At 44.7% G+C, this 24,012-nt stretch carries 25 protein-coding genes; 8 read left to right on the top strand and 17 right to left on the bottom strand.

The window, feature by feature from the left end; genetic code table 11:
- Window positions 1–6: 6 nt before the first annotated feature.
- From hemY to CHH91_RS12380, 4 genes are all read right to left on the bottom strand, one after another.
- Window positions 7–1,428, bottom strand: a complete 1,422-nt coding sequence (hemY, locus tag CHH91_RS12395) for a protoporphyrinogen oxidase (protein WP_095223770.1) — start codon at window positions 1,426–1,428, stop codon at window positions 7–9.
- Window positions 1,421–2,368: a ferrochelatase gene (gene hemH / locus CHH91_RS12390; protein ID WP_095223769.1), complete on the bottom strand. Its 948-nt coding sequence runs from the start codon at window positions 2,366–2,368 to the stop codon at window positions 1,421–1,423. Before hemH ends, hemY begins: the two co-directional genes overlap by 8 nt.
- 15 nt (window positions 2,369–2,383) lie before the next feature.
- Window positions 2,384–3,433 carry a uroporphyrinogen decarboxylase gene (gene hemE / locus CHH91_RS12385; RefSeq protein WP_095223768.1) on the bottom strand — a complete coding sequence of 350 codons (1,050 nt, stop codon included), beginning with the start codon at window positions 3,431–3,433 and terminating at the stop codon, window positions 2,384–2,386.
- A 123-nt stretch (window positions 3,434–3,556) separates the two neighbouring features.
- Window positions 3,557–5,737, bottom strand: a complete 2,181-nt coding sequence (locus tag CHH91_RS12380; RefSeq protein WP_095223767.1) for a transglycosylase domain-containing protein — start codon at window positions 5,735–5,737, stop codon at window positions 3,557–3,559.
- Between the two features lie 166 nt (window positions 5,738–5,903).
- Between CHH91_RS12380 and CHH91_RS12375 the strand changes: the two genes are divergently transcribed.
- Window positions 5,904–6,398: an antibiotic biosynthesis monooxygenase family protein gene (locus CHH91_RS12375; RefSeq protein WP_095223766.1), complete on the top strand. Its 495-nt coding sequence runs from the start codon at window positions 5,904–5,906 to the stop codon at window positions 6,396–6,398.
- A 45-nt stretch (window positions 6,399–6,443) separates the two neighbouring features.
- Here the strand turns inward: CHH91_RS12375 and CHH91_RS12370 are convergent, their stop codons facing one another.
- Window positions 6,444–7,100: a phosphatase PAP2 family protein gene (locus tag CHH91_RS12370; protein WP_095223765.1), complete on the bottom strand. Its 657-nt coding sequence runs from the start codon at window positions 7,098–7,100 to the stop codon at window positions 6,444–6,446.
- Window positions 7,101–7,198: 98 nt separating this feature from the next.
- Between CHH91_RS12370 and CHH91_RS12365 the strand changes: the two genes are divergently transcribed.
- Window positions 7,199–7,660, top strand: a complete 462-nt coding sequence (locus CHH91_RS12365) for a ferritin-like domain-containing protein (RefSeq protein ID WP_095223764.1) — start codon at window positions 7,199–7,201, stop codon at window positions 7,658–7,660.
- A 125-nt stretch (window positions 7,661–7,785) separates the two neighbouring features.
- Window positions 7,786–8,949 carry a M20 family metallopeptidase gene (locus tag CHH91_RS12360; RefSeq protein ID WP_095223763.1) on the top strand — a complete coding sequence of 388 codons (1,164 nt, stop codon included), beginning with the start codon at window positions 7,786–7,788 and terminating at the stop codon, window positions 8,947–8,949.
- A gap of 37 nt (window positions 8,950–8,986) precedes the next feature.
- Here the strand turns inward: CHH91_RS12360 and CHH91_RS12355 are convergent, their stop codons facing one another.
- Genes CHH91_RS12355 through CHH91_RS12345 form a run of 3 tightly spaced genes read right to left on the bottom strand, consistent with a single transcriptional unit; the run spans window position 8,987 to window position 11,665 of the window.
- A complete protein-coding gene (locus CHH91_RS12355; RefSeq protein ID WP_095223762.1) occupies window positions 8,987–9,700 on the bottom strand; it encodes an EcsC family protein in 714 nt (237 codons plus the stop codon).
- A gap of 11 nt (window positions 9,701–9,711) precedes the next feature.
- Window positions 9,712–10,926, bottom strand: coding sequence for an ABC transporter permease (locus CHH91_RS12350; RefSeq protein ID WP_095223761.1), 1,215 nt, complete (start codon window positions 10,924–10,926; stop codon window positions 9,712–9,714).
- Window positions 10,919–11,665, bottom strand: coding sequence for an ABC transporter ATP-binding protein (locus tag CHH91_RS12345; RefSeq protein WP_095223760.1), 747 nt, complete (start codon window positions 11,663–11,665; stop codon window positions 10,919–10,921). Before CHH91_RS12345 ends, CHH91_RS12350 begins: the two co-directional genes overlap by 8 nt.
- 440 nt (window positions 11,666–12,105) lie before the next feature.
- On the opposite strand from CHH91_RS12345, the gene CHH91_RS12340 reads away from it, so the two are divergent.
- Window positions 12,106–12,531 (top strand): HIT family protein, encoded by a 426-nt coding sequence (locus tag CHH91_RS12340; RefSeq protein WP_095223759.1) that lies wholly within the window; start codon window positions 12,106–12,108, stop codon window positions 12,529–12,531.
- Between the two features lie 72 nt (window positions 12,532–12,603).
- A complete protein-coding gene (locus tag CHH91_RS12335; protein ID WP_095223758.1) occupies window positions 12,604–12,975 on the top strand; it encodes a YtxH domain-containing protein in 372 nt (123 codons plus the stop codon).
- A 79-nt stretch (window positions 12,976–13,054) separates the two neighbouring features.
- Here the strand turns inward: CHH91_RS12335 and CHH91_RS12330 are convergent, their stop codons facing one another.
- Genes CHH91_RS12330 through CHH91_RS12320 form a run of 3 tightly spaced genes read right to left on the bottom strand, consistent with a single transcriptional unit; the run spans window position 13,055 to window position 16,041 of the window.
- Window positions 13,055–13,942: a glycine betaine ABC transporter substrate-binding protein gene (locus CHH91_RS12330; protein WP_095223757.1), complete on the bottom strand. Its 888-nt coding sequence runs from the start codon at window positions 13,940–13,942 to the stop codon at window positions 13,055–13,057.
- Window positions 13,943–13,997: 55 nt separating this feature from the next.
- Window positions 13,998–14,852 carry an ABC transporter permease gene (locus CHH91_RS12325; protein WP_095223756.1) on the bottom strand — a complete coding sequence of 285 codons (855 nt, stop codon included), beginning with the start codon at window positions 14,850–14,852 and terminating at the stop codon, window positions 13,998–14,000.
- Window positions 14,845–16,041, bottom strand: coding sequence for a quaternary amine ABC transporter ATP-binding protein (locus CHH91_RS12320; RefSeq protein WP_095223849.1), 1,197 nt, complete (start codon window positions 16,039–16,041; stop codon window positions 14,845–14,847). The genes CHH91_RS12325 and CHH91_RS12320 overlap by 8 nt, the downstream gene beginning before the upstream one ends.
- Before the next feature lie 290 nt (window positions 16,042–16,331).
- On the opposite strand from CHH91_RS12320, the gene CHH91_RS12315 reads away from it, so the two are divergent.
- Window positions 16,332–16,805 carry a GbsR/MarR family transcriptional regulator gene (locus tag CHH91_RS12315; protein WP_095223755.1) on the top strand — a complete coding sequence of 158 codons (474 nt, stop codon included), beginning with the start codon at window positions 16,332–16,334 and terminating at the stop codon, window positions 16,803–16,805.
- Between the two features lie 102 nt (window positions 16,806–16,907).
- On the opposite strand, the gene CHH91_RS12310 is transcribed toward CHH91_RS12315, so the two are convergent.
- The 4 genes from CHH91_RS12310 to CHH91_RS12295 form a co-directional block, all read right to left on the bottom strand.
- Window positions 16,908–17,795 (bottom strand): glycine betaine ABC transporter substrate-binding protein, encoded by an 888-nt coding sequence (locus tag CHH91_RS12310; protein ID WP_095223754.1) that lies wholly within the window; start codon window positions 17,793–17,795, stop codon window positions 16,908–16,910.
- Between the two features lie 54 nt (window positions 17,796–17,849).
- Window positions 17,850–18,704, bottom strand: coding sequence for an ABC transporter permease (locus CHH91_RS12305; protein ID WP_095223848.1), 855 nt, complete (start codon window positions 18,702–18,704; stop codon window positions 17,850–17,852).
- Window positions 18,697–19,893, bottom strand: a complete 1,197-nt coding sequence (locus tag CHH91_RS12300) for a quaternary amine ABC transporter ATP-binding protein (protein ID WP_095223753.1) — start codon at window positions 19,891–19,893, stop codon at window positions 18,697–18,699. The genes CHH91_RS12305 and CHH91_RS12300 overlap by 8 nt, the downstream gene beginning before the upstream one ends.
- 471 nt (window positions 19,894–20,364) lie before the next feature.
- On the bottom strand, window positions 20,365–20,712 hold the full coding sequence (locus tag CHH91_RS12295; RefSeq protein ID WP_141234160.1) for a DUF1878 family protein: 348 nt from the start codon (window positions 20,710–20,712) through the stop codon (window positions 20,365–20,367).
- A gap of 174 nt (window positions 20,713–20,886) precedes the next feature.
- Between CHH91_RS12295 and CHH91_RS12290 the strand changes: the two genes are divergently transcribed.
- Entirely contained in the window at window positions 20,887–21,423 is a 537-nt protein-coding gene (locus tag CHH91_RS12290) for a DUF3267 domain-containing protein (RefSeq protein WP_095223751.1), read from the top strand.
- A 151-nt stretch (window positions 21,424–21,574) separates the two neighbouring features.
- Window positions 21,575–22,453 (top strand): peptidylprolyl isomerase, encoded by an 879-nt coding sequence (locus tag CHH91_RS12285; RefSeq protein ID WP_095223750.1) that lies wholly within the window; start codon window positions 21,575–21,577, stop codon window positions 22,451–22,453.
- 43 nt (window positions 22,454–22,496) lie between these two features.
- On the opposite strand, the gene CHH91_RS12280 is transcribed toward CHH91_RS12285, so the two are convergent.
- The gene (locus CHH91_RS12280; RefSeq protein WP_095223749.1) at window positions 22,497–22,676 is read right to left on the bottom strand and encodes a sporulation YhaL family protein; all 180 of its coding nucleotides are present in this window, start codon (window positions 22,674–22,676) and stop codon (window positions 22,497–22,499) included.
- Window positions 22,677–22,740: 64 nt separating this feature from the next.
- The gene (locus CHH91_RS12275; RefSeq protein WP_095223748.1) at window positions 22,741–24,006 is read right to left on the bottom strand and encodes an MDR family MFS transporter; all 1,266 of its coding nucleotides are present in this window, start codon (window positions 24,004–24,006) and stop codon (window positions 22,741–22,743) included.
- Window positions 24,007–24,012: the final 6 nt, after the last annotated feature.

Below are 24,012 nucleotides of genomic sequence, written 5' to 3'. Positions count from 1 at the left end.
TCTCCCTTAGGAGAAGCTTTTTTCACGCAAGTAAGCAAGTACGTTTTGTACGGCTTGTTCGCCGCTATCGATACAATCCGGAATACCAATTCCATCATAGGAACCACCCGCAAGGAATACACCTGGAAGGTGAATCGCCATATTGGCGCGCACATCAGCAACACGCTGCAGATGGCCGACTACGTATTGCGGCATTGCTTTTTTCCAGCGGCTGACCACGGAAAAGAGCGGCTTGCTTTTTATTTTCATAATTTTATTCAAGTCTTTTAAAGCGATCCGGACGATTTCCTCATCAGACAAATCCACTATGCCGCTGTCATCTGGCCTGCCGACGTAGCAGCGCAGTATGACTTTGCCTTCAGGAGTGGTGCCTTCCCATTTTTTATGCGTCCATGTACATGCTGTAATCCGGTACTTACTGTTGCGGGAGATAACAAAGCCTGTACCATCGATATCTTTCTTGATCGCAGAAGCATCGAATGTCATCGCTACCGTTGCAACAGATGTCGCCTTCATCTCTTTCAGCTGCTCCATGAAATCATATTGACTCAGCATACGCTGAACTGCAAAGAAAGGCGAAGCAAGTACTGCGGCGTCCGCTCGGAATACCTCTCCGTTGCCTAGCAGCAGATGATAATGATCTTCTTTTCGTTCGATATGATCCACACTTGTTTCTAAATGGACAGTGCCTGGATCAAGCTTTGCTTCCAAACCTTCCACCAATGATTGCAGCCCGTTCTTCAAGGAAAGAAATGCGCCTGGAGGCTTCACATCTTTCTTTTGTTTCAGCGGCTTCGGCATCGTCGCCTGCAATCCTTTGATCACACTTCCATACTGCTGTTCTACTTCATAGAACTTTGGATATGTGGCCATCAAACTTAAATCATCAATTTCACCTGCATAGACACCGGACAAAAGCGGTTCGAGCACATTCTCTACCAATTCATCACCGAAGCGCCGGCGGAAGAATAATCCCATGGATTGGTCTTGAGCTTCTTTTCCTTTCGGCAGCATCGGTTCAACACTGATTCGCGCTTTCGCTTTAGTGGAAAGAAGACGCGATTGATAAAATGGCTTTAATTCTGTCGGTACACCCATAAAGGCACGTTTTGGCATTTTATGTAGCTTCTTGCCAGCTAAAATGTAGGATTGTCCTGTATTGTTTCGGACGAGATCCTTTTCCATGCCAATGTCATGTATCAGACGGGATGCGGACTCCTTACGTGCTAAGAAGGAATCAGGGCCGCGTTCTATCACGAATCCATCTTTTTTCAGCGTGTCGATCTTTCCGCCAAGATGGCTGGAGGCTTCAAACAGCTTCACTTCATAATCCAGACGGTATGCACGGATCTGCTTCTGAAGATAATAAGCAGTCGTCAGGCCGGCAATACCGCCCCCGACGATCGCGATCTGTTTTTTTTCAGCCATGGCGCTCAACTCGTGCCTGCTGCTCCAATACCACCTTCGCCAATGTATCGATGAACTGCTGGTCCGTGTTCGGCATTGCCGGACGGTAGTATTTTGCGCCTAATTCGTCACAAACGACCTTACATTCATAGTCATTATCATACAATACTTCCAAATGGTCCGCGATGAAGCCTACTGGTGCATATACGAAGGAACGATAGCCCTTTTTCTCGTAAAGCTCGCGAGTAAGATCCTGTACATCCGGTCCAAGCCATGGATCAGGAGTATTACCTTCACTCTGCCAGCCAAGCTCCACGTTTTTGATACCAGTCTGTTCCTGAATCAAATCAGCTGTACGTTTCAGCTGATCCGGGTACGGATCACCATTTTGAAGGATTTTTTCCGGAAGACTGTGCGCAGATACGATCAGCGCTGCTTTATCACGCTCTTCTTTGTCCATGCCAGCAAAGATCTCTGAAATATTATCTGACCAGTATTTGATAAAGCCTGGTTCGTCGTACCAGCTTTCTACAGACGTAATTTGAAGATTACCAGCTTCTGCAGCGGCTTTATGAGCACGCTCGTTGTAGGATTTCACACTGAATGTGCTGTAATGTGGTGCCAATACGAGTGAAATAGCTTCTGTAATACCGTCTTTTGCCATTTCGGCAACACCATCTTCAATGGAAGGCTCAATATGCTTCAAACCAAGATAAGCCTTGAATTCGATAGCTTCCTGAGAGTTGTTCAAAGCTGTTTCGATAGCATCAGCTTGTTCCTGTGTAATACGCGCAAGCGGGGAAATTCCGCCGATTGCTTTATAACGGCTAGTCAAATCCTCCAGCATTTCCGGTGTAGGCTTTCGTCCGTGCCGGATATCTGTATAATAACGTTCGATGTCTTCTTCTTTATAAGGCGTGCCGTACGCCATAACTAGTAAACCAACTTTTTTCTTTGTCATGTCTTACACCTCGGGTCATAAAATTGAGTTTTGTTTAGCGGAATACGAATGGATGAAGGAAGTCAGCTTCTTCAGCACACTAGGGCTTATTTCCGGTGTCACACCGTGGCCAAGGTTAAACACATGCGGTCCAGCTTCCCGGCCCTGATCCAAAATCGATTTAGCCCTTTCTTCCAGCACCTTCCAGTCACTAGTCAGGAATGCTGGGTCGAGATTGCCTTGAAGCGTCTTCGTGATGCCTTTTTCTCTTGCTTCCTTAATAGATAGCCTCCAGTCAAGCCCGATGACATCTACCGGCAGATCATTCCATTCCATGATCAGATGACTAGCTCCTACACCGAATAGGATGAGCGGAACTTTTGTATCACGCAGTTCATTGAAAATACGTTCCATTGTAGGCTTGATGTACATACGGTAATCTGCTGCATTCAATGCCCCTACCCATGAGTCAAAAATCTGAATGGCTGATGCTCCGGCTGCCACTTGTGCTTTTGCATAAGTGATGGATACCTCCGCAAGCTTATCCATCAGTGCGAACCATGCAGCAGGGTCACTGTACATAAGCGATTTAGTCTTATGGTAGTTTTTGGATGGTCCGCCTTCAATCATGTAGCTAGCCAATGTAAACGGCGCACCAGAAAAACCGATCAGCGGTACTTCCAGCTGTTCCTCTGTCAGGAGCTTGATCGTATCCAGGATGTATGGGACGTCACGCTTTGGATCCAGGGTTCCAAGCTTCTCCACATCATGAATGCTGCTGATAGGGTTGGCGATCACTGGACCGATTCCTGACTTGATATCGACATCCACGCCAATGCCTGGCAGTGGTGTCATGATATCTTTATATAAAATAGCTGCATCGACATCATACTGTTCGACTGGCAGTCGCGTCACATAAGCTGCAAGCTCAGGCTGATGCGTTATTTCAAACAGGGAATATTTCTCTTTAAGCTCGCGATATTCTTTTTGCGATCTCCCGGCTTGGCGCATATACCATACTGGCGTATAATCCGTTGCTTCTCCACGAAATGCACGCAGTATAGTATCGTTTTTGATGTTAGGCATAATCGTTCTCCTTCGTCTCCTCATTATCCGTTCCAACTATACGAAATTTCATGAGCATTTGTATAGCATTTGACTCATAAAAACCCCATTTTTTGATGAATTGTGTCAGAGTCGTGAAAATCGTCAGAATCCGAAACCGGATAGGACTGTATGGTTGGATTCAGCACCGCTTTCATCTGTCAGCGGGTTGAATGGAACTACATAATAGGAAGTATCTTTCAGCGGATTGACTTTATCCACTGTAAAGGATCCCTTTCCTTGTACTTCACCGATTTTCTCTGCTCCATTGTCTGTTTCTTTGTAAATATGATAGATGATTCGCTTGTCTTCGCTTGCTGTCCAAGTCAAATCAGCATTGACGATCCGCAGGCCGCCGAAACCATATGAAATCGAAGCATCTGTAATGGTCGGCAATTCAACCGGACCACCGATATCCTCTGCATTTTCCGGCTTTTCGAAGCTCGTGGACATTGTCCGATACTGGGAAACTTGGCGCAAAATCGATTTCGTCAGAGCAGTAGGCATCGAACTGCCGCTCTCCAGATAGTTTTCATCGTTTGTTTTGTCATACCCCATCCAGCTTACCGCGACATATTCCGGTGTGTATCCGGCAAACCAAGCATCCTTATCTGCATCATCCACAGTCGGATGCTGCGTCGTTCCCGTCTTACCAGCCAAGGCACCATAATAAGTACCAGCCGTTCCGGTACCGCCGGTGATGACTCCTTGCAGCATACGTGTCATATCCCAGGCAGTCTGTTCCGAGAATACATCTTCTGTTTGAGGTTCTGCCTTGAAGGCTGCTTCCCCGTTGCGGTCATAAATCGCGTTGATGGACTGTGATTCGATCCATTGGCCCTCATGGGCGAACGTACGGAATCCCTCCGCGACTTGCAGCGGTGTCAGTCCTTTCTTCAAGCCGCCAAGGGCAATCGATAGACCTTTATCCTCCGGCAGGTCGATGTGCATCTTCTCCAAATACGATTTGCTTGTTTTGATACCGATTTGATCAAGCAGCCAAACAGCTGTCGTATTCTTCGATTCCTGCACGGCTTCATACATCGTGATATCTCCCTCATACTGATCGTTATGGTTAGATACCGTGTAGTCATCATCGTAAGTCTTCTTCTCATCCGGCAGCTCACTATACGCATTGTAATCTCCTGTATCCAATGCTGGTCCATACACCGCAAGCGGCTTCATCACAGAGCCTGGCTGTCTCTGGACTGTCACACGGTTTATGTCGCCGTATTGGAACTCACGCGCCCCCACAGCTGCGACGATTTTACCGGAATTTTGATCAAGCATGACAAAGGCCCCTTCAATGCTATCGGTCGAGCCATCGAAATACGTATCATCCTGCATTGTATTATAAGCTGTGCGTTGGATATCTTCATCCACATTCACTACGATCCGGTAACCGCCAGTACGCAGATTTTCCAGAGATAAATCATATTTCTCCTGCGCTTCTTCTGCTACCAAATCAATATAGCTTTCGATCCAAGGACGCTCTTGCTCTTCTTCAGGCTCAGTCACACCAAGTTCTTCCGCCTGCGCAGCTTCCTTCTCTTCGGCTGTAATGTAGCCCTGTTCTTCCATCTCGTCCAGCACGAGATTACGTCTTTCCTTCGCCAGATCAGGGTTATTATTCGGCGAGTACGTATTTGGTGCTTTTGACAGAGCTGCAAGCATCGCACTTTCCGAAAGTGTAAGATCGCTTGCGCTTTTATTGAAGTAATAATTCGCAGCTGACTCTATTCCATAAAGACCATGAGCAAAATAAATTTCATTCAGATAATATTCGAGTATCTGCTTCTTCGTGTAATGCCTCTCCAAGTATATAGCAGCCATCGCTTCCTTCGCTTTCCGGGTAAAGGTCTTATCATTTTTGAAAAAGAGATTTTTGGCGGTTTGCTGTGTAATCGTACTTCCGCCCTCCACTTTGCTCATCGCCAGAATGTCACGGTACAAAGCTCGCGCAGTTGCTCGAAGATCAATGCCATGATGACTGTAGAACCGGGCGTCTTCTATGGAAACAAAAGCGTTTTTCACATGTTCGGAAATCTCATCGAATTTGACAGGCTCCCGGTTTTCTTCATAGAATTCCGCTATGACTTCCCCATCCTGGTTCTCAACTGTCGAAGCAGCTTTCAATGTCAGGTCATCTTTATCGATAACGAGTCTTCCTCCGAAAAATAACAGGATATAGGCAGCGGTCATTCCTGCCAATATGATACCCGCCACGAGAAGATATAGAGTCTTCCGCCGCATCCGTATGTGCTGCTTATGTTCTGATCGTTTCATAACGTTTCTTTCACCTCTAACGTATCCCCATGTTCATTCTATATCCTATATTATACGACAAAAAATGCCATTTACCCATCTTTCTATCGAATGGAGTCCTAGCTTGCATTGCACAATACGTAATTGCTACACTGACTTTAACATACTGCCAGGAGGTTGAATACAAATGATCGTACACTTCACCAGTGGTACTACTGAATTTCTTCGCCAGCTAAAGGCGAAAGATAAAGCAAAAATCTGGGTGTTCGAAGGAGCAGAGGGAGCCCTCGCTTATACAGAAGAACCAAATGCTGCTAAATTCACGGCGCCGCGAACCTATGAACAGGTAACGGGCACAGGCAGCCTTCCAGATAAAGGTTATATCGCCATCAACAATATTCCGGTCACAGACGAAGGCCGGCCGATTTTTGAAGATGTATTCAAACGCAGAGCCGGCAAAATCGATCAAACTCCCGGGTTCAAAGCGCTCCGGGTGCTTCGTCCTCAAGAGGGAAACACGTATCTTGTGCTGACAGCATGGGAATCCAAACAGCACTTCGAGGATTGGAAGAAATCAGAAGCTTTTCAGCATGCTCATAAAAAAGATGCCGACCAGCCGAAAAAGCCGCCATTCAGTGGCGGACCAGCATATGTCACCACTTACCAGATCGACAATGAATAAAAAAGGCCTGTCCGATTACACGGACAGGCCTTTTTTTCTGCTATATCAATAAGAGCGCACTTTTTCTCTTTTTCCAAGCTTGTGCTGCAGCCATTTATATAACAAAATCCAGATGACCAGAAAGATCATTCCGTACGCGAATCCGGCCAGTACATCAGTCAAATAGTGGACGCGGAGAACATACCGGCTAAAGCCAACCAGCAGGACGATAATAGCTGCTATGCAGCCAGCGATATACCGCTGGCTGCTTTTAAGGTAATGCCAAAGGAAATACAGGATGATGCCATATGTAATAAAGGACACCATGGAATGGCCCGATGGAAAACTGAATCCCTCACCATCCACTAATGCCAGAATCGTCGGGCGCTCCCTCTCTACCAATTGTTTAATAAGGAAATTGAATTGATAACCTAGAGCGGTAGCCGTAAATACAATACCTGCTCCAATAAGATCTCGTTTACCAATAGCTAAGAATAAACCAAATAAAAATGCGAGCACGCTTAGTACAATGCTCGAACCAAGCTCTGTAATCCAACGGAATACTTCATACCAAAATGTTCCCTGCAATGATTCCGCAAATGGAGCTGTCCATTGATCCAGCAGCGGATCTGTATGGAGTCTTACATCGATCGTGAATATAGTTGCTGCGATAATCGCAATTGTAAATAGCAGTATGTATCTTTTTCTATTCGTGAGTTCCATCTTGTCACCTCTGATTGATTGTACTATGGCACTTGTTTAGAAAACAAATACCAGGGGAATATACCTTACTAGATAGCCAATCAGAAAGGATGATAAACATGGCAGACAATGTTAGAAAAATCAAGGACGACTCTCAACTACAGGAACTTATTGATGGCTTGAACGTAGACTTGGCAAATGAATATGCCGCTTCCATCATGTATACAACATACAGCTCTGCAGTTTCAGGCCTATATCGTGCGTTTTTGAAACCATTTTTCGAGGATGAAATCACGGACGAAATCGGACATGCAAAATATTTAGCAGATAAGATTGTAACACTCGGCGGCGTACCATCCACTGTTCCAGCTGAAGTTCCATATCACACCGATGTAAAGAAAATGCTAACAGAAGCACGAGATGCAGAACAGGATACGATCGACCGTTATGAAAAACGCAGAAAACAGGCTGAAGAGCTTAACTTGACAGAGCTTGCCACCAAGCTGGAAGATATGATTGCTGATGAAACAAACCACCGTGACGAGCTCAACCGTCTTTTGAGCGACTCCCGCCTATCCTAAAGTATCAAACCCATAACCATTCGGTTATGGGTTTTCCTATGCATTTTTCTGAATAAATCAATAATTATTAATAGGAAATGTGCTATACTGGTCTTATTTCATATGAATAAGGAGGCTGGTGCAGCATGCTAGCGAATTTTTTTACCAAAATCGATGAACTGTATGAAGATATGGTTGCCACAAGAAGATACCTTCATCAGCATCCAGAACTGTCCTTTAAAGAAGAAAAGACAGCTGCATATATTGCAAATACATACGAGGAACTTGGTATTCCCTACGAAAAGAACGTTGGAGGTAATGGTGTAGTTGCCACTCTCAAAGGCGGAAAGCCCGGTAAGAAGATTGCCTTGCGTGCAGATTTTGATGCATTGCCAATCCAAGAAGAAAATGATGTACCTTACAAATCTACAGTACCGAATGTTATGCATGCATGCGGTCATGATGGACATACAGCTACTCTGCTTGGCATCGCCAAAGCAGCCAAAGCATTGCAGGACGAGTTACCAGGAACGCTTGTTTTCGTCCACCAGCATGCAGAAGAATATGCACCAGGCGGAGCGAAGCCGATTATTGAAACTGGTATCCTGGATGACGTGGATGCCGTGTTCGGAACCCACCTCTGGTCGAACACGCCGCTTGGCACAATTGAAACAGCGGATAAAGAATTCATGGCAGGAGCAGATCGATTTGAAATTGAAATCATCGGTAAAGGCGGTCATGGTGCTCAGCCGCACCAGACAAAGGATGCCGTGCTTATCGGATCTCAAGTCGTAACAGCGCTTCAGCAAATTATCAGCCGCCGCTTGGATCCATTGTCAACAGCGGTTATCACCGTCGGTACTTTCGAGGCTGGCGCAGCTTTCAATGTAGTTGCCGGAACAGCCAAGCTTACTGGAACAGTCCGTACATTTGACACTGCGGTGCAGGAACAGATCAAAGTGGAAATCGAGAATGTACTGAAAGGTATTACAACCGCAAACGGCGCAAGCTATAAATATGACTATATCGAAGGATACCCGCCAGTAATCAACCATCCAGCCGAAGCTCAATTGGTACTGGATGCTTCGAAACAAGTCGAAGAAGTCAAGGAAGCTAACAAGGTACTGCCTACGATGACTGGTGAGGATTTCTCTTATTATCTGCACAACAAACCAGGAGCTTTCTTCTTTACCGGTGCTAAGAAAGAAGATCATTATTATCCGCACCACCATCCGAAATTCGACTTTGATGAAAGAGCTATGAGCATTGCTGCCAAGACATTACTCAGCACTTGCATTGCTTACCAATGAAAAAAAGATCAGCGTGATTTTTCACGCTGATCTTTTTTTATGTTAACATCCGGATGCGGTATGCATGCATCGCAGCTGTACCTAACTGTTCAAGGAACTTCCCATTAATGATGGCACCGACGAAAGCTCCGACACCTGGCAGCATCTGTACCATTTTGATCAAATCAATATGGTCACGGTATTCTTGCTGCAGTACCCTCCAATTCACATCCTCGATAGCACCGGTAACTTTGTTCCAATCACGGATTTCTTCCCATAGCTTAATCCTCGTTTCACTGCTTGAGAAAGTGGCACTGAAAATCTGCAGCAAGAAAACACGTTCACTGAAAGCTGTCACATCAAAACCATAGATTCTGCCAATATCGAATAGGCATTTCATTTTGATGCTAAGGAGAAGCGGAAAATCGGCCATTCCTAAGAGGATACCTCCAGCGCCAGTACCGGCACCTTCCAATCTCGCCGTTGTTTTATAACGATTGATGACCTTCCGAACCTCTTTCTCACGTTGCTCGAAACTCCATTTCTGTTCGACCTTGATTGGATAGATGTAGTTGGAAGACGTCAGGCTGAGTTCTATCATTTGGCGGATAGCTGTCGTAATTGCAGTATGAACAGCTGCCGGAATTTTATCTGTAATAGTATCCTGTGTTCCTTTGGAAAGCCGTTGAAACCTGCCGCCGCGCCTCTGCAGGGAATGATAATAAAACATCGCTTCCTTCAGTTTTCTTTCCTTATAATAGTCATCCACCATCCGAACCCCTCCTATTTCAACCGTTTCGGTACATACATACGGACAAACCCGATACCGAAGACAAGTCCAGCAACAAGTGCCAAAGCAAAACCGACCACATCGACGCGGAGAAGGAATACTAGACTAAGCAGCACTGCTTGTATAATGGCCAGCTGCTGAAGAAGGGATAACAATGCACGCTTACGCGTATCACCCGCCACCGGATAAAGATCCATCCAAGCGATTGTCCGGTGATGCTTCCACATTCCAATAAGCTGGAAACCGGTCAAATAAAGGAACAATAAAGCGAACGCCAGCTGCACCCAAAGATTCGGAATGAAGTAGATGATGACGCCAGCAAGAATCGTCAGCCGAAGAAAGAGACCGAAATAGTCCCCTCCTCTGACAAAAGTGATCCGGAACAGATAATCATAAGTATGCTTCTGTTCGAACGGAACTCGACTAGTGAAGAGGTTGACGAGGGATTGCCGCTTATGGACTTTTGTCTTCAAGTGCGGTACATCAGCAAATTGGTTAGCAATGCGGTAGAACGCCTGCATTCGTGCTTGGTCTTTTTCGATCAGCAAGTCCCAAGCGAGACCACCCTGCTTCCGGGTGAAAGTATAGTCCACAAAAAGAAGTACGACGAATAGAACCGTCAAAACTGCCGCCGCAATAAGATTGCCTCGTAAAAACAGCCAAAAGCTTCCGACGTTCAGCACCAGCCGCAGCGTCTGTTCTATTCTTCTGATGTTGACATTCCGTATCTTCAGCATCCACCAATTCATATGAAGGTTCCAAAGCTTGAAAACGAGAAGAACAACAAATACAAGCAGATAGGATGCAAAACCCTCTCCTAGATCTGCCGCGAAGAACAATGGCGCCAGTGCTGCTGCAGCCAATATTAATAAGTAAAGCTGCGTAAAAAAGCTATACCCGATGGTTAATTTGAAATAGCGGTGCAGCTTTGGCTCAAGCGGAAGCATGAATATCATATCTGCTTCTTTCAATAAAGTCCGCACAGGGCTGTAGCTGGCCAGGAGACCGAATACAGTACCGATCAAAAGCGCCGCAGGAAAGTCCGGAGTTAATCCCTCTAGCCACTGCTGATAATAATAAGCGAGCCCCGAGATCAGGAACAGCATCGCTATCATAAGATGCTGGTTGAATATGTACCGCAAATAGCGATTCATTTCCTTCATGTGCTCGGTAAGCCGCTGTTTGAAAAATGTTTCTGCATTAAACATGGCTATCTTCTTCTTTCGTCAGCTGTACATATAAATCATCCAGTGTGGCATTTCGCATATCGAATTCATTGCGCAGCTCTTCCATCGTACCAGCTGCCCGCAGCTTTCCATCATGCAAAATGACAATGCGATCACAATAGCGTTCGGCTGTCGCCAAAATATGCGTGGACATAAGGACGCCCGCTCCATTTTCCTTCGCTTGATTCATCAGCTGCAGATAGGATTGAATACCGAGCGGATCCAGTCCGACGAATGGCTCGTCCACGATGTAAAGGTCAGGTTCGACAAGGAAAGAACACATGATCATCACTTTCTGACGCATCCCTTTCGAAAAATGGACCGGGAACATCTTCAGTTTCTTTTCCAGCCGGAACTCTTTCAATAAAGGCGGAAGCCGCTTATCGAACTCCTCCTTTGACAGATCATATGCTTGCGCAGTAAGACGAAGATGGTCGTATAACGTCAATTCATCATACAGTACCGGCATTTCCGGTATATAGGAAAAATTGCTTCGATAAGTTTCAGGTGATTCAGCAAACGTGCTTCCATTGATCTGGATACTGCCGCCCTTTGGCTGCATAAGACCAATGATATGCTTGATCGTCGTACTTTTTCCTGCACCATTTAGGCCGATCAGCCCGACAATTTCCCCTGCATCAACTTGGAACGATATATCGTGCAGGACATTTTTATGTGTATACCCACCTGTCAGTGAATTAATATGTAATAAAGGCTGCATTACCCTTTCCCCTTTCTAAAGCACGCTTCTGCTAAAAGTTTACCAAAGCACGCCGTATTTGCCAAAATAAAACGGTTATAACCTCTGACAACCTGCACATACTAATTTCGAAGCAAAGATGTTGCCAAGGGGTTTCCAAAGCAGGACCCATTCTTAATATAATGAGGTGTTGGTAGGAGATACAGACCGCTACGTCCGAAAAGTAAGCTGATTTACATTTGCAAGCAAGCTGAAAGTGTACTGGCGCAAACCTCGTAAGCCGCTGTACAGTTCGAAATGGTTTTACTCTTGGCAACCTTGCTTCCAAGGCAGACACTCCCAAAACGCGAAGAATTCCAACATTCCGGCCGTTACGGGATGTCTGCCTATTTTATTCGACTTACTTTACAAGCATGTCCATTCCTTTATACAATATGTATACACGTTAAAGGAGTGATCGTATGCACGAAAAGGATTGTATCTTCTGTAAAATTGCTGCTGGCGAACTGCCATCTGCGAAAGTTTATGAAGATGACCACGTACTTGCTTTTATGGACATCGGCCAGGTGACAAAGGGACACACCCTCATCATTCCGAAAACACATACGAAGAATATTTACGAAACACCGCCCGAAGTGGCACAGGAAGTTTTTTCTCGTGTACCGCTGATCGCAAATGCAATTAAAGAAGCTTTCCAGCCCGCTGGTTTGAACGTATTGAGCAACACGGAAGCGGCAGCAGGTCAGACTGTTTTTCATCTGCATGTGCATCTAATCCCGAGATACGGCAAAGACGACGGCTTCCACGCTACATTCGAACAGCATGACAATACTGCCAGTGAACAGCTTGGTGAATTGGCGGAAGCAATCAGCAGTAAAATCCAATAAGATTGTCCTAACAGGTTTCACTGCTACATAGGAAGAGAAAATAGTATAATGAAGTAGGAAGGAGTGGAGACGATGGCAAGTGGCAAATCAATCGCTTTAGGTATACTTGTAGGCAGTACCGTCAGCGCTGCAATTACATTGCTGACAGCACCATCCTCCGGCAGTGAACTGCGCGCAGACGCTAAACAGCGCAGTGACGAATGGAAGGTTACATTCAATAATTTGAAGAATGAAGGTACACAGCTGAAAGAACAGATCGCCAGAACGTCCAAAGAAGGCGCTGCTATGTTCAAAGAATTATCAGCTGAAGTGAAGACTTCCATAGACAGCTGGAAACGTACAGTTGAACCACATCAGAAAAACATCCAGAAAAGCTTGGCTCAGATTGAAAAAAGCTTAAAAGAACTGGAAGACAAAGCGAATCAGAAAAACGGCAACGAATAAAAAATGCTCTCCGTTATGGAGAGCATTTTTTATTGAAGAAAAACCTCTTCCTTGAAGGAGAGGGTTTTCAATCATTCCATTATTTCGCTTCAAGATCCTCAATTGAATCCGCATCTACATAGCTAGGTACGACTAAGCCCGTTTTCGCACCTTCCAGGTTAGGTCCAAGATCAACTACTTGATCTTTGTATTGCTCATACAAATCACCATGTGTCGTCGGCAGCCAAGCTGCTACCATGGCATCAGCTTCTCCATTAGCAACGGACTGCCACATAACCGCGTTATCGAGAGGAGTGATTTTGGCATTGTATCCTAGATCATCCAGTACAACTTTCATGACATTGGTAGAAGCAACTTCAGAATCCCACTCTACATACGTAAGGCTGACTTCTTGTCCAGTACCTTCCTCGGCTCCATCTATCCACTCAGCTACTTGATCAGCATGTCCATCAACCCAATTTCGTGCAGCTTCTGCTGGGTCGGTACCCTCACTTACTTCCAACATGACTTCTCCCATATCATCCGTAGACCAGTTGAATTGATCAAGCACTGTGTTGGCACCCGGTACATCGTCAGCAAATCCCTGGCGAGTCATGGTATTGATTGTTTCTTCACTTCCAAATGAACCCTTCGGATCTTCCAGGTACTTTAGATCATATTTACTGAACATCCAATGCGGTGTCCAGCCAGTGATAATGATTGGCTCTTCATCCTTGACAGCCTCGCCTAAAGTTGTAGCCATTGCACCACTGGAGGATGGCTGCAATGTCCAGCCATTCAGCTGGTCATAATCTTCGATTGCTCTTTCTGTTGCACTCATGACCCCAGCTCCAGCTTCGATACCAGTAATCGTGTAATCGACTTGTTCGCTGAAACTGTCTGAGCTGGAGCTGTCATTACCGCACCCTGCTGCCACCAGTGTCAATGCTAGTCCCGCTGCTGCCCCTAATGTTTTCCACTTTTTCATGTAATCGAACTCCCCTTTTTCTTTAATTAGTAAAAGCCTATTTAAGGCGAAACACTTATTTGGATTTATCTTTGTAGATGTTCTGCGTAAAACGGTCAATGATGATTGCCAGTACAACAATGCTAAGTCCCGCTACAAAACCAGGACCAACCTGTGCCCGCTGCAACGAAGATAGTACTTCACGCCCAAGACCTGGTGCACCGATCATGGATGCGATTACGACCATGGAAAGCGCCAGCATGACTGTTTGGTTGATACCTGCCATGATAGTGTATTTCGCCATCGGCAATTCCACTTTGAATAGCTTCTGCGGTCCAGTTGAACCGAAGGCATCTGCCGCTTCTACCAGCTCCTCCGAAACTTGTCGGATACCAAGGTTCGTGAAACGGACAGTTGGCGGTGTTGCAAAGATCAGGGAAGCAAAAATACCCGGTACAACCCCGATACTGAAGAAGGCAACTGCCGGAATTAAGTAGACGAAGGCAGGCATTGTTTGCATGAAGTCGAGAATTGGCGTAATGATTGTTTGTGCGATTTTACTCTTGGACATCAAGATACCAATCGGGATTCCGATGATAATACACAAAATACTGGAGGTCAGTACAAGTGTGAACGTATCGATCAGCTGATCCCATAATCCCTGATTCCAAATGAACAACAAACCGACAATACTGAATACTGCTAATCCGAATTTCTTACCTGTCATGAAAAAGGCTAATATTGCAACTAGCAAAATGAAGATGACAGGAGGGATGGCATCGAGACCTGATGTAATCAGATCCATCAAATCGCCTAGTCCATCCTTGATTGGATCGAACAAGAAAGCAAATGTATCAGTGAGCCAGCTAACAAAATCCGTTGTCCAATCTGCAACCGGCAAAGCCTCTACGTTTTCCATGAAATTAAGCATTCACATTCACCTCCCCCTCCCCAGCAAGTGCTCCGATAACAGCACCTCTGACGATAATTCCTAATAGCTTTTCGTTTTTCGTAACTGCTAACGGAACTGGAGAGTCATGGATGACTGCGAACAAATCATGCAGCGGTGTATCCTTCTCTACTGTCGGCACATCCCGCTGAATAATTTGCGATAGGTTTTTCACGTCATTCTTTCTGGCTTCATTCGCTGCATCGGCAGTAATGATACCTTGCAGTACACGTTTGCTATCCACAACCAGGATGCTGGACAGACCTGCTTCCCGCATACGTTCCAACGCCACTCGAGGCCCATGTTTTTCTATGTTTACAGTTTCTGGTCGTTTCATGATCTGCTGAGCAGTAAGTACTTTCGCACGATCCACATCCTCGACGAACTTCTCGACATAGCTATTGGCCGGATTCATGAGGATTTCTTCAGGAGTTCCGATCTGGACGATGTTTCCGTCTTTCATCAACGCAATACGGTCTCCGATACGGAGCGCCTCGTCCAAGTCATGCGTGATGAACAGTATCGTTTTTTTCATTGTTTCTTGCAGATCCAATAGTTCATCCTGCATATCTTTCCGAATGAGCGGATCCAGGGCTGAAAAAGCTTCGTCCATCAGCATCACTTCTGGATCGTTTGCTAACGCTCGTGCCAGCCCCACACGCTGCTGCATCCCTCCGGACAATTGACCTGGATATTGATCAAGATAGCTACCGAGACCAACAAGCTCCAAGGATGTCTTCGCTTTCTCGCTTCTCTCTTGTTTGCTCATTCCTTGCACTTCCAGACCATATTCTGCGTTCTGCAAAATCGTTCTGTTTGGAAATAATCCGAATCGCTGGAATACCATACTCAGCTTTTGTCGCCGTACCCGGCGAAGCTCCTTCTTATCCATCTTCGCCAAGTTTTCTCCATCAATATAAACATCGCCTGTTGTAGGTTCGATCAAGCGGTTAATCAGACGGACCAACGTAGATTTACCACTACCTGAAAGCCCCATGATGACGAAGATTTCACCAGCTTCTACTCCAAATGATGCACGATTGACTCCAACTGTGCTTCCTGTCTCTTTTAAAATCTCTTCTTTCGTCTTACCAGCTTTTGCTAATTGCAATGCAGCCCTCGTGTTTTTCCCGAATACCTTAGAGAGATTTTCTACTTTAATAATCGGCACAGCATTCACCTCTTTTTTCTGTAACATGATTGTCATCATTAAGATAACTTCCTGTAACAATGACTCGACTAAATTTATGTTATAGAAAAAGTTCATACAACACAAACTCTATAAATTGTCGTTTCAGTCCATAAAGTTTGTACAGAATATACTGAACAAACTTTAACAGCACTTTTCCTTCTATTTCCTCCTTTATGCTCCAAAATACTATGTAAGGAAGCAATTCCTTTAACCTTTTATATCGTGTAAGCTTGGTACAACTGTATAGGTAAGGGGAGGTAACAACTATCGTGAATGAAAAGATTTCATCATACGAGACACTTATAATGGAATTGACGAGGACGGGGGAAATGTTTCATTTGTCCGCAACCGAAGCTCGGCTGCTCGCAGTGTTATATATTGAGAACCGTTCACTTACCTTGGATCAAATGGCAAAGTTAATCGGAAAAAGTAAAACAGCTGTAAATATAGCTATCCGTAATCTATCTCACTTGGAACTCGTTGATCGTGTATGGGTTAAAGGCTCGAGGAAGGATTTTTATACGAATGTCGAACCCTTATACAAAAAGCTGATGACACTACAAGTCAAACAATGGCATACGCAGACAAACCGTCAGTTCGAGGCTATGGAGCAATTAAAAAGGACCCTTCCAGAAAATGATCCGGATTGGAAGCATATGCAGGAGAAACTATCCAGCAGTCTTCAATTCCATCAAGAAGCTGCTGCTATACTCGAAAAAATAACCGCTACCAGCTCGAGCTGATAGCGGTTCAATTTGAAACGAAATTTCATTTCCTCCGATAGATGGCATTCCTTGTATTCATACATAAGAAAAACCCCTTCCAAGAGGAAGAGGTTTCCTTAATTAATTTTTAGGCTCCAAATCTTCGATAGAATCTGCATCTACATAACTAGGAACGACCAAACCTGTTCTTGCACCTTCGAGGCTGGCTCCTAGATCGACAACCTGGTCCTTATATTGCTCATAAAGATCACCATGTGTCGTAGGCAGCCATGCTGATGCTGTTGCATCAGCTTCGCCCTGCGCGACTGCCTGCCACATGATCGCATTATCAAGCGGTGTAATCTCTGTTTTATAGCCTAAATCATCCAAGACGACTTTCAAGACATTTGTAGATGCCACCTCGGAATCCCATTCTACATAAACAAGACTTACTTCCTGTCCATTACCTTCCTCAGCATCTTTTGTCCAATCAGCCACCTTATCAGCATGCGCATCTACCCATTTCCGAGCTGCTTCTGCCGGTTCTGCTCCTTTATTAATCTCGAGCATCACTTCTTCCATATCCTCTACACCCCAGTTAAACTGGTCGAGGACCTTATTGGCACCAGGTACATCATCTGCAAAACCTTGGCGTGTGAGTGTATGAAGGGCTTCTGCTCCGCCATAGGAGCCTTTCGGATCTTCGAGATACTTCAGATCATATTTTGCGAACATCCAGTGTGGAGTCCAGCCTGTGATAATAATAGGCTTTTTGTCCTCGATCGCATCATCCAGCGCAATTGTCATGACACCACTTGAAGATGGCATGATCTCCCAGCCATCAAGCTGATAGTCATCAAACGCCTTCTCCGTTGCTTTCATGACACCGGCACCTGCTTCGATGCCTGTTACCGTGTAATCCACTTGCTCGCTGAGGCTGTCTGAGCTGGAGCTCTCACTGCCGCAGCCTGCTGCTACCAGTGTCATTGCCAGACCAGCAGCCACACCTAGTGTTTTCCACTTCTTCATGTAACCGAACTCTCCTTTTCCACGTAACGGAAAGCCTGTTACAGGCTTTATCAGTTATTTAGATTTATTCTTATAAATATTTTGTGTAAAACGGTCAATGATGATGGCCAGCACAAAAATACAGAGTCCAGCTACGAAACCGGGACCAACCTGCGCACGCTGCAGCGATGCCAATACTTCGCGACCAAGGCCAGGTGCACCGATCATGGATGCGATAACGACCATGGATAGAGCAAGCATAACCGTTTGATTGACACCTGCCATGATAGTGTATTTTGCCATTGGCAGCTCTACTTTGAATAACTTCTGTGGTCCAGTCGATCCGAAAGCATCCGCTGCTTCGACTAACTCATCGGATACCTGGCGAATACCAAGATTCGTAAAACGGACTGTTGGCGGTGTTGCAAAAACAAGGGAAGCAAAAATCCCCGGAACAACCCCAATGCTGAAGAAAGCAACAGCTGGAATCAAGTAAACGAAAGCAGGCATTGTTTGCATAAAGTCCAAAATAGGTGTGATGATTGTTTCTGCAACTTTACTTTTTGCCATCAGGATACCAATCGGAATACCAATGATGATACAAAGGATACTGGCGGTCAGCACAAGTGTGAACGTTTCAATCAGCTGATTCCAAAGATCTTGGTTCCAGATAAATAATAAACCGATAACGCTGAATATCGCTAAACCGAATTTTTTCCCAGTCATGAAAAAGGCCAATACAGCAACTAACAGTATGAAAATAACTGGAGGAATGGCAGACAAGCCATCAGTAATGAGGCCCATAAAGCTTCCCAAACCTTCCTTGATCGGATCGAACAAGAAAGCAAATGTATTAGTCATCCAGTCGACGAAAGTAGTCATCCAGTCTCCAACTGGTATTGTGTTTAAATTCTCCATGAAATTAAGCATGGCCATTCACCTCACCCTCCCCAGCAAGCGCACCGATAACCGCACCTCTGACGATAATTCCCAATAACTTTCCGTTCTCCGTAACTGCTAACGGAACAGGAGAATCATGGATGACTGCAAACAAATCATGCAATGGCGTATCCTTTTCCACTGTCGGCACATCACGCTGAATGATTTCTGATAGGTTCTTAACTTCATTCTTTCTGGCTTCATTCGCTGCATCAGCAGTAATTATCCCATGCAGCATACGTTTACTATCCACAACAAAGATACTGGATAGACCAGCTTCCCGCATACGCTCAAGCGCAACACGAGGGCCGTGCTTGTCTATATTTACAGTTTCTGGTCGTTTCATGATTTGGTGAGCAGTAAGCACTTTTGCCCGATCGACGTCTTCAACAAACTTTTCAACAAATTTATTGGCCGGATTTATAAGTATTTCCTCAGGAGTGCCAATCTGGACGATATGACCGTCTTTCATCAAGGCGATGCGATCACCAATGCGGAGTGCTTCATCTAAATCATGCGTGATGAACAGAATCGTCTTCTTCATTGTTTCCTGCAAATCCAATAGTTCATCCTGCATATCTTTCCGGATAAGCGGATCCAGAGCAGAGAAAGCTTCATCCATCAGCATCACTTCTGGATCATTTGCCAATGCACGTGCCAAACCTACACGCTGCTGCATCCCGCCGGATAATTGGTCAGGATATTGGTTAAGATAGCTTCCCAACCCGACAAGCTCCAAGGATTCTTTCGCTTTTTTTGTTCTTTCTTGTTTACTGATTCCTTGAACTTCCAATCCGTATTCTGTATTCTGCAAGATCGTGCGGTTTGGGAATAACCCGAATCGCTGGAATACCATGCTCAGCTTTTCCCGTCGCACACGACGAAGTTCCTTTTTGTCCATCTTTGCCAGATTTTCTCCATCAATATAAATGTTACCTGTCGTTGGCTCTATCAGACGATTAATCAGTCTTACCAAAGTGGATTTACCACTTCCTGACAGACCCATGATAACAAAAATTTCACCGGCTTCTACCTCAAATGATGCACGATTTACACCAACTGTGCTCCCTGTTTCTTTTAGAATCTCTTCTTTTGACTTACCCGCTTCTGCTAATTGCAGAGCAGCCTTCGTGTTTTTCCCAAACACCTTAGAGAGATTTTCTACTTTGATAATCGGCACAGTATTCACCTCTTTTTCACTAGTCTTCTGTAACTTATCTGTAATAATCAGGATTATTTTCCTATCCCTTTGTTTCGACCCTATTAATACTAAACATAAAAAACAAACAAATCAAACGAAATGAATCGTTATATCTGAACATATAGTACGTACAGTATATACTGTACAAAGCATAAGCTTGTTTTCCTTCTATTTCCGCCAAGATACTCCTAAATACTTTGATATGGAGCATAATCATTCTTTACAGGTTCCCCTAGGCTCGAGAAAATAGTTACATATAGACAAAAAAATGATAGCACTTCATTATAGGAACTTAACATAGAGCTGTCGTGCTGCTGGCTATATTATATGTAGAAAAACGTCCATCACTCTGAAGCAGAGGGTAATTTTGATTAAGAGGAATATCACATAGCTAGCCCGAGCCGTAAGTTCATAACCAGATAACAGAGAAAAAACCGCTATCAGCTCATGCTAATAGCGGTTTTTCATATCCAGTAAAATCAATTCATCAACCAGACCCTTATATGTATCGTCCTGTTTTTCTTCACGAAGTGCCAGCAGTACATCCCAATAATACAGCTTCTCAGGCAGCATCCCGACGAATTCCAGAAGCAGCGACGTGTAATCGAGCAAGCCTTCTTCCTTTTGCTCCTTATATAAGCTATTAAGCCGCTGGAGCATTTTTAGGACAGCAGCATACTCCTCCTCATTTATATTCCGTTCTATGAGGAGTTTACGGAAAGGGTATTTATCCAACACTCCAGTCTCTGCAATTAAATGCAGATGAAAAGACAGCGTACTCTTTTTTTCTTCCTCCATAAAAACGCTTCCTTTGCCTTTCAAACTGACCGTTTCATACAAACGGATCTTGTTCTTATATTTTAAAGTAAAATTTCCAGGAAAGCTATTGATTTTCCCGCCCAAACGTACTAATATCTCTTAAGTGAAGAAAGCTGACCCTAACTTTAAGTCAACTGAAGGGAGCCACTGGACATGAATTGCTGGAGAAGTGTCGATGCACAGAAAGATCTCGGTACCAATCGTATATTCCTTATTTCCACAATGATAGGTATATTGACATTCATCATTCTTTATCCGATGCTGACGCTCATCCACCCAAAAATGAAATTAGAAGAAACTGGTCTATTACTATCAATAATTTCCCTATATATGCTTCCGCTCATCCACGGTATCACACATTTGATTCCTTTTTGGATGACAGGGAAGCGCTGTGAATATAAACTGCAATGGAGCAGACAATTCATCCCGACCGTGCATTTCAAGGTTAGAACCAAGACAAGCCGGATTATTCCGTTTCTTTCCTTAATTATGCCGACTATACTGATTACCCTGCCTTTGCTGATTGGAGCGATTCTCATGGATACGATGCCTATCTATTATATCCTTCTTGTCAGTGTGAATGCAGGCATGACCTTCTCAGATGGCTTCTACCTTTGCAATTTATTGCAGGCCCCGCGCAAGTGTGTCATTGCAGGGACAGATAAAAGCTACGATATCTTGGTCAAATGACGCTCCCCCTGGAGCGTTTTTACATATGGAAAAACTGTGGAATTGCCGTCACAGGTTGCCTTTTATCCTTGAATATGTGATATATTGTCTTATGGGGAAACGGCGGACAGGCCGCCAATCAAATATAAGTGGATTAGGAGTGTTTGTTTTCATGAAGAAATTGGCTATCGCTGCAGTATTCGCGACAAGCGTTGTCGCACTATCAGCATGTGGTTCCGGTGAGACAGTGGTAGAATCAAAAGCTGGGGATATCTCCAAAGAGGATTACTATCAGGAACTAAGTGACAAATACGGTTCTCAAGTATTACAGACAATGGTTCTGGAGAAGGCCCTTGACGATAAATATGATGTGGACAAAGAACAAATTGACGAACAGGTCGACAAATTGAAGGATCAGTATGGAGATACTTTCGAATCTGTCTTGCAGCAAGCCGGCTATGCAGATGAAGATGCCTTCCGCGAATCCGTGAAAACAAGCCTTCTTCAACAGCAGGCAATTGCAGACGGCGTGGACGTTTCTGATGAAGAAATCCAAGCTCGCTATGATCATATGAAAACAGATCTAAATGCAAGCCACATTCTTGTTGCCGATGAAGATACAGCGAAAGAAGTTAAAAAGAAGCTTGATGACGGAGAAGATTGGGACAAGCTTGTTGAAGAATACTCTACAGATACTGGTACAGTAGAAAACAAAGGCTCTCTCGATTGGTTCACTGCTGGTACAATGGATGCTGCCTTTGAAGATGCAGCTTATAAACTGAAAAAAGGTGAAATCAGTGATCCAGTAGAATCCAGCTTTGGCTGGCATATCATTCGCCTGGATGACACTCGCGATACAGAACAAGAAGTAGGTTCCCTTGATGACGAACGTGACCAAATCAAGACAGAACTAGCTATCCAGAAAGTAGACTCAGCTAAACAGCAAGAGAAAATAAACAAAATATTAAAAGATGCAGACTTTGATATCAAGATCGACGAATATAAAGATCTAATTGATGATATGACTTCTACATCTACAACTTCCGGCTGATAATAAAAAAGACCGAAACGAATTCGTTTCGGTCTTTTTTTTATTACTTTTTAACTGCACGTCTCGCTTTTTCTTCCTCGATACGCTCCATATAAACATTTCCTTCCCGCTCGATGAACTGCTTCTCTGTTTGATAATCATGCCGTTGCGTCCGGAATGCCATGAAGCCGCTGCCGATCATGCAAAGAAAAATGAGCATGACCCACAATGGGATGTCCGGCATTGTAATACCCCCTTGTCCTTGTTGTGTAATATCTATGCAAGTGGACAAGGATTCATGACAAAGATCAGGACGCTGCCCGCTGTTCCTTCTGGTAGCGTTTGAACATCGCGTTATAGACGAAGGCACTCACTAGAGCCAGCAAAGCAAGAATCGTGAATGTGAGCTGATAGCTCATATAGCTGACGAGCACAAGGCTAAGCGGCGCAAGTAGCTTCCCAAGTGTGAAGCGAAGACTTGCTGCAGAAAAGTATTGCCCTCTGCTTTCCTCTGTGGCCAGCGATGCGACAAAACTTTCCTGTAAGCCAACTACCATAAGCTCCCCGATTGTAAAGAGAATGATTGCTACCACAAAAATCCAGAAGCTTTCCGTCATCCCGTAAAGCCATATACCTGCAGCATAGGCAATGCTTGATGCGACAAACACTCGGGCAATCCGGAATTTGGTGACAAACTTGGATGTAAATACTGTGAATATAGCTACTAACAAACCATTCAAAGCCAGGATAAGTGAAAATGCTTGTTTTCCATCCACCTCTATGCGGAAATCACCAAGTGCAAAAACGGTTTGATTGGTAATGACTTCGCTCGTATAAACAGCTATCAGGATATCCAGCTGCATGAACGTCTGCGCAACCAGCACACCCGCCACGATGAAAAGGAGGAAAGTTCGGTCTTTAGCAATGATGCGATATGTCTGGAGTTCTTTCCAGACAGCTTTATACCATGCTGCATGATCTGCTTTCTCTTGCTTCTTCTCTGGCACTGTTTCACGAATGAAGACTTGCATAATGACAAATAAAATGGCAGTAAGCAGGAATCCAGCCAGCAGCATTTGAAAACGGTACGAATAAAATAAAACGGTCCCAATCAACGGCCCTACCACTACAGCTATATTGAGGCTTGTATAGAAGACCGCAAAAACGGCAGTTCGATCTTTCTCCTTAACCACATCGGCTACCATCGCATGTGATGCTGGCCAATACAACGCACTCCAAATACCAAGGAAGCTAAACGCAAGGAAAGTCAGGGCTGATGATGTCAGCCAAGGTGAATTCGCGTATGCAAACACGAGGAAGGTGACGGATTGACCGGCAACCGCAATACTCATCATCCTTCTTCGGCCAAAGCGGTCAGCACAATATCCCCCTACTAAGCTTGCAAGTACGGAAAGCGCTTGGGATAACATGAGCAGCCATCCAGCTCTGTCCTTCCCGAAAGCGTCTTGGAAAAAGATCGTCATGAACGGGAAGTAAGCCCAGAACAGGAAATTCATCATTGCTTCCCCAAGCAATCGGATCTTTAAATTGCGATCCCAATCCTTCCATCTCATATAATT

Source organism: Virgibacillus sp. 7505 (assembly GCF_002272135.1).
Lineage (GTDB): Bacteria > Bacillota > Bacilli > Bacillales > Amphibacillaceae > Terribacillus.
Note: the sequence above shows the minus strand (reverse complement) of the source record. Positions and strands in the feature narration are given on the sequence as shown.